Raw genomic sequence first — 12729 nt, 5'->3', positions numbered from 1 at the left:
AATAGGATTCGGGGCGATGGGCGACGACGGCGCATGACCGGACGCCGGTCCGCTGCGCGTCGCGCCGAATTGTCCGCCCAGTTGGGGACGATCCGGCGCGATTTCAAGAGGCGCGGCGCGCAACGCCGTCGAGATAGCGGCATAAAAAAGCCGCCAGCTCCGGGTCGCCACAGTTGGCGATATTGAAGCGCATCCACGTGGTGGGCGATTGATGCGGCGAGAAGAGGCTGCCGGGTGTCAGCAGGAAACCGGCTTCGTGACCGGCGGCGGCGAGCGCGTCGGCGTCGACGCCGGTGTCGGCCCACAGGAACATGCCGGCCGCCGGCGTCAGAAATGGCTTGAGGCCGGTCTTCTCCAGCATTCGCACCGATTTTTCGCGCACGGCGTCGAGCCGCGCGCGTAGCCGCTCCACATGCCGGCGGTAATGGCCTTCGGTCAGGATCTTGTACAGCACGCGCTCGTTCAGTTCCGGACTCGTCATGCCGACCAGCATTTTCTGATCGCTGACCGCGGTGGCCACCTCCGGCGCACATGCGATGAAACCGACGCGCAGATTCGGCGCGAGCGTCTTGGAAAAACTGCCGAGGTAGATCACCCGCTTTAACTGGTCGAGACTCGCGAGGCGCGTGCCGGGATAGCCCGGCGGACACAGATCGCCATAAACGTCGTCTTCCACGACGATGAAGTCGTACGCCTCCGCCAGCCGCAGGATGCGAAACGCCTGCGCCGCCGTCAGTGAAGTGCCGGTGGGATTCTGCAGCACCGAATTGATCACCAGCATTTTGGGCCGCCATGTCTGCACCAGCGATTCGAGCGCGTCGAGATCCGGGCCGTCCGGCGTGTACGGCATGCCCACGAGCCGCGCGCCTTGCGAGGCGAAACGCCCGAACATCTGGAACCACGCCGGATCGCCGACGATCACCGCGTCGCCCGGCTTCACGTAAATGCGCGAGATCAGGTCGATAGCCTGCGTGATGCCGGACACCATCACGATCTGATCCGGCGACGCACCGATCTCCAGTTCCTCCAGCCGCGTTTGCAACTGCTGGCGCAGCGGCAGAAAACCCTGCGGTGTGCCGATGCCGAGCATTTGCGCGCCGCTTTGCCGGCCAAGCGTGCGCAGCGCGTTGGTGATGAGATCGCCGTCGAGCCAGCGCGCCGGCAGATAGCCGAGGCCGGGGCTGCGCTCGGGCCGCGCGCCGGTGTGGAGCATGTTGCGCAGCAGCCAGACCACGTCGATCGCGGCGGGCACAGGCGCTGGCGCGGCCGCGGCCGGCGAATGGATCTCGCTGACCGGCGCGCCGCCGAGCCGTTCGCGCACGTAAAAGCCCGACCCGCGCCGCGATTCCAGGAAGCCTTGCGCCACCAGCCGCTCATAGGCTTCGACCACCGTGAAACGCGACACGCCTTTGTCGAGCGCGAGCTTGCGAATGGACGGCATGCGCATGCCGGGACGGAAGACGCGCTCCTCGATCCGCCGCCGCGCCCACTGGACGAGCTGCTCGACGAGTGTCAGCGACGCGGTGTCGTGCGGAGAAGGAATCTGGGCAAGCGGGACGGACATGGCTGGCTCCAACTGTACCGAATGGTATCGGGCCGATTGTACCGTTACTGTGCAGGTCTTCGCCGCTACATTTTCAGGACGCGAAAGCGCCCCGCATAGCCGCCCTACCCGCCAAGCGGTTATGCTGACGGCCCCGGCTACGCGAGCGCCAGGCGCCGCCGCGCGCCGGTCGATTCGCCATGGAAAACCGCTTGCCCGATCCGTCATGACCGCTCATTTGCTTCGTCTCGATCATCTCGTCGTCTCCGCCCGCACGCTCGACGAGGGCGCGCAGTATGTCGCCGATGCGCTTGGCGTGGCGCCGTCCGGCGGCGGCGCGCATCCGCTGATGCGCACGCACAATCGTCTGCTGAATCTGTGGGGCGGCGTGTATCTGGAAGTGATTGCGGTGGACCCGCACGCGGCGCCGGCGTCCGCCGGTCAAGCGACGCACGCGCGCCTGTTCGCGCTCGACGACCCCGCCACCCAGACCCGGCTCGACAACGGGCCCTACCTGTCACACTGGGTCGCCCGGGTCGAACGGCCCAAGCGCCTGCCGGCGTGGCAAGCACAGTATCCCCAACGCATTGCGCCGATCGTGCCGATGACGCGCGGCGATCTCACGTGGGGCCTGTCGATACCGCAAGACGGCGCGTTTCCAAGCTGGCAAGGCGTCGGCGACGGCGTGCTGCCGTCCCTGATCCAGTGGGATTCGGTGCGGCATCCGTCGGCGGCGCTGCCGGAATCGGGCATCGCACTGAGAGCGTTGAAAGCCTTTCACCCGCGCGCCGACGTGATCGACGAGCAATTGAAGTGGCTGGGGGCCGCACATCTGATCGACGTGCAGCCCACCGAAGGCGCGGCTCGCCTCGTCGCCGAGTTCGACACACCCGAAGGTCCGCGCACGCTCGAATAAGCAGTGGGCGCGGGTCGCCGACTCGCGCGATAATCGACACTTTATCCGGTCAGCATTCAGACCTGTTCCATTCAAACCAGCAGAGGAGACCATGGACCAAAGCGACTTGAAAGCCCCTACGTGGCAATTGTCCGAACGCGCGCGCAAGCTCACCAGCTCGGCGATTCGGGAGATTCTGAAGGTCACGGAGCGGCCTGAAGTCATTTCGTTCGCGGGCGGCCTGCCTTCGCCGGCCACGTTCCCTGCCGAACGGATGCGCGAAGCGTCCGACCGCATTCTGCGCGACGCCCCCGCCGCGGCGCTCCAGTACAGCGCAACCGAAGGCTACGCGCCGCTGCGCGAATGGGTCGCGAATCGCTATTCGGTGAACGGCGCGCAGATTCGCGCGAGCCAGGTCCTCATCACCACCGGTTCGCAGCAGGCGCTCGATCTGCTCGGCAAGGTGCTCGTATGTCCAGACAGCCCGGTGCTGGTCGAAACGCCGACGTATCTCGGCGCATTGCAGTCGTTCTCGATGTACGAGCCGCGCTACGTGCAAGTGCCGACCGACGAGCAAGGCCTGATTCCCGAAGCGCTTACCCCTGAACTGACGGCCGGCGCGCGCCTGCTGTACGCGCAGCCCAACTTCCAGAATCCGACAGGGCGCCGCCTGCCCGTCGAGCGCCGCCGCATGCTGGCCGAGTTCGCGAAAACCGCACCGTTCCCCGTGATCGAAGACGATCCGTACGGCGCGCTCGATTACGCCGGCGAGCCGCTGCCCACCATGCTGTCCATGGCGCCGAATCACATCGTTCATCTCGGCTCGTTCTCCAAGGTGCTGGCGCCAGGCCTGCGGGTCGGCTACATCATTGCGCCCGAAGAGTTGATCTTCAAGCTCGTGCAGGCCAAACAGGCAACCGATCTGCATACGCCGAGCTTCACGCAGCGCATCGTCCATGAAGTGATCAAGGACGGTTTCCTCGACCAGCACGTGCCGGGCATTCGCGAACTGTATCGCGATCAATGCGCGGCCATGCTCGCGTCGCTCGAACGGTACATGCCGGAAGGCGTGACGTGGAACCGTCCAGAAGGCGGTATGTTCGTGTGGGTCAAGCTGCCGGCGCAGATCGACAGCATGAAGCTGCTCGAAGAAGCCGTCGCGCAGAATGTCGCCTTCGTGCCCGGCGGTCCGTTTTTCGCAAACGAAGCGCAGCACAACACGCTGCGTCTGTCGTTCGTCACGGTGCCGCCGGCGAAGATCGACGAAGGTGTGTCGCGTCTGGCCGCGCTGATCCGCGCGAAAGTTTAAGCCGAACCCAAGTTGCGATCGGGCGGCGCGTGAGATTCACTTCGCGCCGCCACGCTACCGATTTCCACTACTGAACAGAGGCACCAGATGGCTCAAACAAATGTGTACGACAAGCTGAAGGACCTGGGCATCGAGTTGCCGACCGCCGGCGCGCCCGCCGCCGCTTACGTGATGAGCGCGCAGAGCGGCAACACGGTCTATCTGTCCGGCCACATCGCCAAAAAAGACGGCAAGGTGTGGGCCGGCAAACTCGGCGACACGCTCGGCACCGAAGACGGCAAGGCGGCGGCACGCTCGATCGCAATCGACCTGCTCGCCACGCTGCACGCACACGTGGGCGACCTGAACCGCGTCACGCGCATCGTCAAGCTGATGAGCCTTGTGAACTCCACGTTCGAGTTCACCGAGCAGCATCTGGTCACGAACGGCGCGTCCGAACTGATCGCCGACGTGTTCGGCGAGCGCGGCAAACATGCGCGTTCGGCATTCGGCGTCGCGCAGATTCCGCTCGGCGCATGCGTCGAAATCGAAATGATCGCCGAAGTCGAGTAACGAACGCGCAACGATTCACTGCGCATAAAATCTGCTGCACGCGCCGCGCCGGTCCTGGCGTAAGCGTCGTGCGAGCGTTCGAATGAAACGCGTCGCGAGGTGCCTGCCACCCGCGGCGCGTTGCGCATGTGTGGCGAGGTGGATCGTTCCGCCTTCACCAGATAGAATCCGCCCACCACCCAACCGCCGGATTCGCTGGATAGCGCGCCATGCCTGCCAACATCGTTCGTTTCAAACAGGTCGACGTGTTCACGTCGGTGCCGTTCAAAGGCAATCCGCTCGCAGTCGTGTTCGACGCCGACGCGCTCGGCACGGAGCAGATGCAAGCCATTGCAAACTGGACGAATCTGTCGGAAACCACCTTCCTGCTCAAACCCAGCGACCCGGCCGCCGATTATCGCGTGCGCATTTTCACGACGTGCGGCGAATTGATGTTTGCCGGTCATCCCACGCTCGGCACCGCGCATGCGCTGCTGGAGAGCGGCTACCAGCCGAAACAGGCCGGCCGGCTAGTCCAGCAATGCGGCGTCGGCCTTGTCGAGTTGAAGGCGTTGACGCCTGAGACGGATGCAACTCACGACATACGTGACGGCTTAGTCCACGACGCAAACCACGATGCAACCCAGCACGCGTGGGCCTTCGCCGCGCCGCCCGCGCGCGTCGCTGCGTTGCCTGAGGATCGGTATCAGGCGCTCGCCGCGGCTTTGCGCAGCGACGCGATCGACTTCAGCGCAACGCCGTGCGCGGTCGATAACGGCGCACCGTGGCTCGTCGTGCGCGTCGCTTCGGCGCGCGACTGTCTCGCGTTGGAGCCCGACGCGGCCGCGCTGGCGGCGCTCGTGGAGTCAGTCGATACGCATGGGCTTGCGGTCTACGGCCCGCACGAAGCCGACGGTCCCGCGACCTTCGAGATTCGCTGCCTGATGGCGGGCGGCCGCTTCGGCGTCGGCGAAGATCCGGTGACGGGCAGCGCCAACGCCGCGCTGGCCGGCTTGCTGAGCGCACAGCATTTGCGTCCGGGCGCTCAGTATTCCGCGCGCCAGGGCACCGTGCTCGGACGCGCGGGCCGGGTTTCCGTGCACTACGACGATGCAAACGGCAAGACCTGGATTGGCGGCGCGACGGTCACGATCGTCGACGGAACGTTCAGGCTGCCATGACCGGCCCGTCCTTGCCTGCTCACTGCTCACGTGGGGCGGCGGGGCGGCAAAGGCGCAGCCGACGTCCCGAACAAACGGTTCGCCAGACGCAACAGGCCGAGAACGGGATGACCGATGCGCATGCAACGCAAAGGCGGCGGCAGGAAAACCGCCCGCATCGGGCGCTCAGCGGCACGACCGGCCGACTGCCCGGTGCCGCGTATACCCGCAGTCCGGACCCTTCCTTAATCTAGTGGCATTAAGTAATATCGAAATGTACCCGATGACCTGCGGACGGACCGGCTCGTCGCCACGATCTCACCTCCTGCGCAGCAGGCCCGGCACCTTGGTCACCATGCAGCCACCCATGAAATCAGCGCAGTCCATGCTCGCGCGTTTGCAGCCGGCCGGCATTCAGCCTCGGGCCGCGCAATGAGCCCATCCCGCTTCTCCGACAAGCGCGACTCCACACCTCGCCGCGATCCGGCTATTTCGCGCCGGCGCGCTTTGCTGGCTATTCCGGCACTTGGCGTACTCGTTTTAATCCTGTTGTGGGCCGTGATTTTCGCGCGCCTTTCAGTCGAAAAGGAAGCGACATATCGCGAGGCGATGGCTTCCGCTGCAATACTGTCCGCGGCGCTGGAGCAGCATACGGTCAAGGCGATTCACCAGGTCGATCAGATCACGCGCTTCGTCAAATATGAATTTGAGAAAACACCGAATCATTTCGATCTAGCCACCACGGTCGAAAAGGGCGTCGTGCAGAGCGAAACGCTGGTTCAAGTATCGCTGATCGACGAGCACGGTACGTTAATAGCCAACACGGCCGAGTTGAATCCCAAACACATCGACCTGTCGGACCGCGAGCACTTCAAGGTCCATGAGCACGAAAACGACGACCAGTTATTTATCAGCAAGCCGGTGCTCGGCCGTGTGTCCGGACACTGGACATTGCAGATGACGCGCCGTCTGAATCATCCGGACGGATCGTTTGCGGGCGTGGTGGTGGTTTCCGAAGACCCGAGCTATTTCACGAGCGACTTCTATAACAACGCAGCGATTGGCCGCGAAGGCGTGATTGCGGTGATCTCGGACAATGGCGCAGTGCTCGCGCGCCGCACGGGCAGCGCCGACAACCCTAACGGCGTATTCTCCGCGAGCGGCTCCTACCCGACGTCGGAACACGTGTCGGGCACCTACGTGGATTCGATCGACAGCGTCACGCGCATCGTCTCTTACCGGCATATCGACGGCTATCCGCTCGGCGTGCTGGTGGGCCTTTCGGAAGCCGAAGAATTCGCCGACTACAACCACACGCGCAACGTCTATCTGCTGATGGCGGGCTTCATTTCGCTCGCCATGCTGAGCTTCTTCGCGGTGGCCACGGGTCTCATCGGCAAACTGCTCGGGCGCGAGCGCGAGATGACCCACCTCGTCGAATTCGATCTGCTGACCGGCCTGCGCAATCGCTACGCCACCTTGCAAGGCTTGCGGCACGACGTCGCACAACCGGCTAACCTCGGGCGCCTGGCGATTCTCTTCATCGACCTCGATAACTTCAAGACGGTCAATGACACGCTCGGCCACAATGCCGGCGACATCGTGTTGCAGATGACAGCGTCGCGCCTGTCCGCGGCGGTCGGCGAAGGCGGCACGCTAAGCCGCATCGGCGGCGACGAGTTCGTCGTCGTGATCAAGGGTGAAGACGTCGAGAAGCGCGCGGTCTCACTGGCGGAAGCTGCAGCGGAAGCGTTCGCCAAACCGTTCGAAGTGCGCGGCAGTTCGTTCGTGCTGCATGCGAGCATTGGCATTGCGCTCTACTCCGTCGCCAACGAAAGCGAGATCGATCTGCTGAAAAAAGCCGACCTTGCGATGTACAGCGCGAAAGATGCGGGCAAGAACTGCTACCAGTTCTATTCGCCGCAACTGTCCCACCGCGCGGACCATTTGATGAAGTGGGAGCAGCAGCTGCGCGTGGCGCTGGCCGAAGGTCAACTGTTCCTTGCCTATCAGCCGAAGATCGATCTCACGCGCCGCTGCATTACCGGCTTCGAGGCACTGGTGCGCTGGAGTCATCCGCAGCACGGTCTGATTCCGGCGAACGAGTTCATTCCGGTCGCGGAGTCTACCGGATTGATCGTGCCGATCGGCGATTTCGTGATCGAAACGGCTTGCCGGCAACTCGCGTCCTGGCAGCAGCAGGGTTATGACACGCTGTCGCTCGCGGTAAATATTTCGGCGGTGCAGTTCTGGCGCGGCGATCTCTACGAAACCATTTCGCATGCAATCGAGGAAAGCGGCATTTCCGCGCGCCGCCTCGAACTCGAGATCACCGAAACCGCCATGATGGAGTTTCCGGATCTCGTCTCCGAAAAGATCTTTGCGTTGAAACGCCTTGGCGTGCGTATCGCACTCGACGACTTTGGCACGGGTTATTCATCGCTGTCCTACCTGAACCGGTTTTCGGTGGATACGCTGAAGGTCGACCGCTCGTTCGTGCAGGCCATTCCGGGAGACCGCAGCGTCTGCGTGATGGTCACCGCGATTGTCAACCTCGCGCGTTCGCTTGGGCTGACGGTGGTGGTAGAGGGCACCGAAACCGAAGAGCAGATCGCCTGGCTCGCCGCACTCGGCCATATCGAGGCGCAGGGTTTCCTGTTCTCGCGTCCTGTGCCGGTGGAGGCGATTCCCGCGTTGCTCGACCGTTTCGGCGTGTGCGGGATGGCGGGCAACCGGCGCGAGTCGCACGAAATCGACACTATTGGCAACAATACGGGTCATAGTGCGGATCACGACACTGGCGAGACCACCCGCAACGTTCCCAGCACCAATGCGAGCGCGAGCACCAACACCTGAGCGCGTCGCGCGCAGTGCCGGTTGTTGCGTCAGATTACCGCTACCCTACAAAACCGGCTACATTCTCGCTGTACTGCGTCACTGCGCGTAGCCGGCTGCGGCGCGCGCCACGATACAACGATGATCCCAAAGGACGGGCGCCCGATTGCCGGCGTCCGTGGGCGCCATGCAGACGATCACAAGCCAGGATGCCGCGAGACGAGGCGAGCGCGAGCCACTATGGACGCTGTTCAGGGTCGTGTGCGGCCTGTCGGCGCTGTCATGGGGTGGACTGGCGCTAATGGCGCAACTCGAGCATCACTATGTCGAACGCGAGGGCCGGCTCTCGCGCATCGCATTCTCCGATCTGATCGCGCTCGCCTGGATGGTGCCCGGGCCGGTAGGCTGCAATGTCGCCGTGCAGTTGGGACATGCGCTGCGCGGACGGGCCGGCGCGTGGGTCGCGGGCATCGCGAGCGTGCTGCCCTTCTTCATGCTGATGACGCTGTTCGCGATCTTCTACCGCACGCCGTTCGTGCGCGCCGCCGCATCGCCAACCTTGCTCAATCACTTCAGCGTCGTGCTGGCGACGCTCATCGCGATCACCTGGTATAAGCAGACGCGCGCGCTGGTGCGCGGCAAACTCGAATGGACAGCGGCGGTGCTCGGTTGCATCGCGCTCTTTTATGCACGCAGTCCCGCAGCGTATGTGGTGATGCTCGGCGGCGCGTTCGGCGCAGGCTGGCTCGTGAGTCCGGACCGGCAGTCGCGCATCGTCGTGTCGTTCGCGCGCGGCGATTGGCAGATACTGGCTGCGCTCTGTGGTTTTCTGCTGGTGTTCGTCGTGCCGTTGCCGCATCGCTATGACCTTGCGTTGCTGTGGCCGCGGCTTGCCGGTGCGGGCATGACGCTGTTTGGCGGAGGGTTCTCGGCGCTGCCGGTGCTCAAGACACTGTTCGTCACACCGGCCGTCGGTGTGTCGGACAACGACTTCACGCTGGCCTTCTCGCTGTCGCCGCTGTCGCCAGGACCGTTGCTGAACGTGGTGCCGTTCTTCGGCTATCTCGTGGATGGCTGGGCCGGCGCACTCATCGCCACGCTCGCGCTGTTCGTGCCGTCGGGCTGCCTCGTGGTGCTCGCGCAGCGGCACTTGCATCAGTTGAAGGCCCATCCTCGCTTTGAGCACGGCATGCGGATTTTGCGCGCGGTCACGACGGCATTCCTTGCGGTGGCCGTGCTTCGAATCGTGGCGCACGTGCCATTGCAGCCGGTCTACCTGATCACGGCGCTTTTTTCGGGCATGTGCTTCGCCAAACTCAAGGTGCCGGTGTACGTGGTGTACGGGACCGTTGCGGTAGCGTGCGGACTTTGGCTCGCCTACGGCGCGCTGGCATAAGAAGCGCAGCCACTGTGCAGAGCGCGCCGCCCTCTGTCAGGAGGCGGACAAAGGGCGCTGCTCACTTTCTTTAGAGGCCGCGGGACAGCACCGCGACGCCGATCGTCACCACGCCCAGCACGATATTGATCAACACGAGACGCCGGATCGTGCCGACCGCGCGTGCGCCGTCCGGCCACTTTTGCGCCTGCACGGCGCGGCGGATGCGCGGAAACACAGCGAAGCGGATGTGCCCGAAAATCAGCATCATGACGATGCCGAGGCCGGCCATGGCATGCAACGGCCAGATCGCATGGCCGCCGCCGAACTGCATCAGCAGGAAACCACCGCTGAGCAGAATGACCAGCACGGCGCCGGCGACCCAGTTGAAGAAACGGCCGAACACCGATTCCCACAAAGGCAGACGTAGTTGCGGCGATAGATCGGCAATGGCCGGGCGCAAGCAGAAATGCGCGAAGATCATCCCACCGACCCACACCGCGACCGCGAGCAAATGAAGAAAGAGTGCGAGCTCGATTGCCTTGTTCATTTTGTTTTTCCTCTTCCGACTACGCCGCACCGTTCAGGACGACTGTTATTAGCGTGCATGGCAACGGCTATTGAGCGCGTTCGACCACGTGCTTCTCACGCGGTTCCACAATCAAGCGCCATTCTCGCCGTTTTCTATCGTTATCGACATCGAAACTCAACCGCTCAACTCGCCAGCACGGGACGCATACCTTCGAGCTTCAGCTTGCTCTCGGGTGGGCGGCCTTTACGCGCGCGCTTGCCGACATGCGGCGCGAGCGCCGCGCCGCTCAGTTTCTCTTCATCGAGACGGCCGCCACGGCGTGTACCGATCAGCATCACGCCTGCGTTATTGATGGAGAGCGCCTGCACGAGTGTTTCCTTGTCGTCGAGGCTCATTAGCGTGACACCGCGCCCGCCACCCGAGAGTGTCTTCATCTCGTCGAGGCCGAATACCAGCAAACGGCCGCCTGAGGACAGACACGCGACCTGCGTCGCATCGGGCAACATCGGCATCGGCGCAAGCGGTGCCGCGCCGGCGTCGATCGTCATGAACGACTTGCCGGCCTTCACGCGACTCACCATATCGCCGACCCTGGCGATAAAGCCGAAGCCGTTGCTCGATGCGAGCAGCAACGCCTGATCCGCGGAAGCCGAGTAGTAATGCATCAAATGACTGCCCGACTCCAGTTCGATCAGCGACGTGACCGGCACACCGTCGCCACGTCCTCCCGGCAACAGCGCGACCGCCACCGAGTACACGCGCCCGTTGCTGCCCCATGCAATCAGCGTGTCCGGCGTGCGGCACTGGAACGCGGCGTACAGACCATCGCCCGCCTTGAAAGTGAAGCCCGCCGTGTCCAGCCCGTGACCCTTGAGCGCGCGCACCCAGCCTTTCTGCGAAACCACCACCGTCACCGGTTCATCGACCACGCGTGCTTCGAACGTCGCGCGCTTTTCCTGCTGGATCAGCGTGCGGCGATCGTCGCCGTACTGTTTCGCGTCGCCCTCGATTTCCTTGATGATGAGGCGCTTCATTGCCGGCTCGCTGCCGAGCAGTTCTTCGAGCTTCGCCTTCTCGTCGCGCAGTTCGGACAGCTCTTTCTCGATCTTGATCTTTTCCAGACGCGCTAACTGACGCAACCGGATCTCGAGAATATCCTCGGCCTGGCGGTCGGACAAACCGAACGCGGCCATCAGCGCGACCTTCGGCTCGTCCGATTCGCGAATGATGCGGATGACCTCGTCGATATTCAGGAAGACGATCATCCGGCCTTCGAGGATGTGAATCCGGTCGTCGACCTTGGTCAGCCGGTGACGCGTGCGCCGCGTGACCGTGGTGAAGCGGAACGCGACCCACTCGTGCAGGATTTCGCTCAGACCTTTCTGGCGCGGCCGGCCGTCGCCGCCCACCATCACCAGATTCAGCGACGCGTTCGATTCAAGGCTCGTATGGGCGAGCAGCGTGTTGACGAAATCCGTCTGGTCGATGCGGCTCGATTTCGGCTCGAACACGAGCCGCACGGGCGCGTCTTTGCCGGACTCGTCGCGCACGGCGTCGAGCAGGCCCAGCAGCGTCTGTCTGGTCTGCAACTGCTCGGGCGTGAGCGTCTTCTTGCCGAGCTTGATCTTCGGGTTGGTCTGCTCCTCGATTTCTTCGAGCACCTTCTGCGCGGCGGTATTCGGCGGCAGTTCGGTGATCACGAGTTGCCACTGGCCACGCGCGAGTTCCTCGATCTTCCAGCGCGCACGGACCTTCAGACTGCCGCGCCCACTTTCGTAGGCGGCAGAGATTTCGGCTTCGCTCGAAATGATCTGGCCGCCGCCGGGGAAGTCCGGACCCGGCAAATGCTGCATCAATTCGGCGTGCGAAATCTTCGGGTTGCGGACCATCGCGACGGTAGCCGCCGCGACCTCGCGCAGATTGTGCGACGGGATTTCCGTCGCCAGACCCACCGCAATGCCCGACGCGCCGTTCAGCAGCACGAACGGCAAGCGCGCCGGCAACAGACGCGGCTCCTGTTCCGAGCCGTCGTAGTTCGGCATGAAATCGACCGTGCCCTGATCGATTTCGTCGAGAAGCAGTTTTGCGACCGGCGTCAAACGTGCTTCGGTGTATCGCATGGCCGCCGCGCCGTCGCCGTCGCGCGAACCAAAGTTGCCCTGGCCGTCGATCAGCGGATAGCGCATCGAAAAATTCTGCGCAAGACGCACCAGTGCGTCGTAAGCCGACTGGTCGCCGTGCGGGTGATACTTACCGAGCACGTCGCCGACCACGCGCGCGGACTTCACCGGCTTCGCGTTGTCGGACAGACCCATGTCGTTCATCGCGAACAGGATGCGGCGTTGCACCGGCTTCTGGCCGTCGCATACATCCGGCAGCGCGCGGCCCTTGACCACGCTCACCGCATAGTCGAGATACGCGCGCTCCGCGTAATTGCCGAGCGTCAGGAAGTCGCCCTCCGGCGGCGGCGGCTCATTGAAAAGGTCGAGAGTGTTATCGTCGTCCATCTGGAATTCCGTATCCGTATTTGGCGCTTATCTGGCCTGAAG

At 63.7% G+C, this 12729-nt stretch carries 9 protein-coding genes; 6 read left to right on the top strand and 3 right to left on the bottom strand.

Annotation, left to right across the window (positions count from 1 at the left end; all coding sequences use genetic code 11):
* Window positions 1–103 precede the first annotated feature (103 nt).
* A complete protein-coding gene (locus tag AAGS40_RS04035; protein ID WP_345813337.1) occupies window positions 104–1564 on the bottom strand; it encodes a PLP-dependent aminotransferase family protein in 1461 nt (486 codons plus the stop codon).
* 205 nt (window positions 1565–1769) lie between these two features.
* Between AAGS40_RS04035 and AAGS40_RS04030 the strand changes: the two genes are divergently transcribed.
* From AAGS40_RS04030 to AAGS40_RS04005, 6 genes are all read left to right on the top strand, one after another.
* Window positions 1770–2459, top strand: a complete 690-nt coding sequence (locus AAGS40_RS04030; RefSeq protein ID WP_345813335.1) for a VOC family protein — start codon at window positions 1770–1772, stop codon at window positions 2457–2459.
* Window positions 2460–2550: 91 nt separating this feature from the next.
* A complete protein-coding gene (locus AAGS40_RS04025; protein ID WP_345813333.1) occupies window positions 2551–3747 on the top strand; it encodes a PLP-dependent aminotransferase family protein in 1197 nt (398 codons plus the stop codon).
* Window positions 3748–3834: 87 nt separating this feature from the next.
* Window positions 3835–4299 carry a RidA family protein gene (locus AAGS40_RS04020; protein WP_345813331.1) on the top strand — a complete coding sequence of 155 codons (465 nt, stop codon included), beginning with the start codon at window positions 3835–3837 and terminating at the stop codon, window positions 4297–4299.
* 209 nt (window positions 4300–4508) lie between these two features.
* Window positions 4509–5459 carry a PhzF family phenazine biosynthesis protein gene (locus tag AAGS40_RS04015; RefSeq protein ID WP_345813330.1) on the top strand — a complete coding sequence of 317 codons (951 nt, stop codon included), beginning with the start codon at window positions 4509–4511 and terminating at the stop codon, window positions 5457–5459.
* A gap of 411 nt (window positions 5460–5870) precedes the next feature.
* Window positions 5871–8294, top strand: coding sequence for an EAL domain-containing protein (locus tag AAGS40_RS04010; RefSeq protein ID WP_345813328.1), 2424 nt, complete (start codon window positions 5871–5873; stop codon window positions 8292–8294).
* A 166-nt stretch (window positions 8295–8460) separates the two neighbouring features.
* Window positions 8461–9669 (top strand): chromate transporter, encoded by a 1209-nt coding sequence (locus tag AAGS40_RS04005; protein WP_345813326.1) that lies wholly within the window; start codon window positions 8461–8463, stop codon window positions 9667–9669.
* A 70-nt stretch (window positions 9670–9739) separates the two neighbouring features.
* On the opposite strand, the gene AAGS40_RS04000 is transcribed toward AAGS40_RS04005, so the two are convergent.
* Together AAGS40_RS04000 and parC are read right to left on the bottom strand one after the other, a co-directional pair.
* Window positions 9740–10198 (bottom strand): CopD family protein, encoded by a 459-nt coding sequence (locus tag AAGS40_RS04000; RefSeq protein WP_345813325.1) that lies wholly within the window; start codon window positions 10196–10198, stop codon window positions 9740–9742.
* 164 nt (window positions 10199–10362) lie between these two features.
* Complete coding sequence (gene parC, locus AAGS40_RS03995) at window positions 10363–12687, bottom strand: DNA topoisomerase IV subunit A (protein WP_345813322.1); 2325 nt, start codon at window positions 12685–12687, stop codon at window positions 10363–10365.
* Between the last annotated feature and the right edge of the window lie 42 nt (window positions 12688–12729).

This window comes from Paraburkholderia sp. PREW-6R (assembly GCF_039621805.1).
Taxonomy (GTDB): domain Bacteria; phylum Pseudomonadota; class Gammaproteobacteria; order Burkholderiales; family Burkholderiaceae; genus Paraburkholderia.
This window is presented reverse-complemented; position numbering and strand designations above follow the sequence as displayed.

Bases quoted from the DNA above. Each gene is read 5' to 3' on its own strand.
- parC (WP_345813322.1), bottom strand. From the start codon at position 12,687: ATGGACGACGATAACACTCTCGACCTTTTCAATGAGCCGCCGCCGCCG.
- AAGS40_RS04030 (WP_345813335.1), top strand. From the start codon at position 1,770: ATGACCGCTCATTTGCTTCGTCTCGATCATCTCGTCGTCTCCGCCCGC.
- AAGS40_RS04000 (WP_345813325.1), bottom strand. From the start codon at position 10,198: ATGAACAAGGCAATCGAGCTCGCACTCTTTCTTCATTTGCTCGCGGTC.
- AAGS40_RS04020 (WP_345813331.1), top strand. From the start codon at position 3,835: ATGGCTCAAACAAATGTGTACGACAAGCTGAAGGACCTGGGCATCGAG.
- AAGS40_RS04005 (WP_345813326.1), top strand. From the start codon at position 8,461: ATGCAGACGATCACAAGCCAGGATGCCGCGAGACGAGGCGAGCGCGAG.
- AAGS40_RS04035 (WP_345813337.1), bottom strand. From the start codon at position 1,564: ATGTCCGTCCCGCTTGCCCAGATTCCTTCTCCGCACGACACCGCGTCG.
- AAGS40_RS04025 (WP_345813333.1), top strand. From the start codon at position 2,551: ATGGACCAAAGCGACTTGAAAGCCCCTACGTGGCAATTGTCCGAACGC.
- AAGS40_RS04015 (WP_345813330.1), top strand. From the start codon at position 4,509: ATGCCTGCCAACATCGTTCGTTTCAAACAGGTCGACGTGTTCACGTCG.
- AAGS40_RS04010 (WP_345813328.1), top strand. From the start codon at position 5,871: ATGAGCCCATCCCGCTTCTCCGACAAGCGCGACTCCACACCTCGCCGC.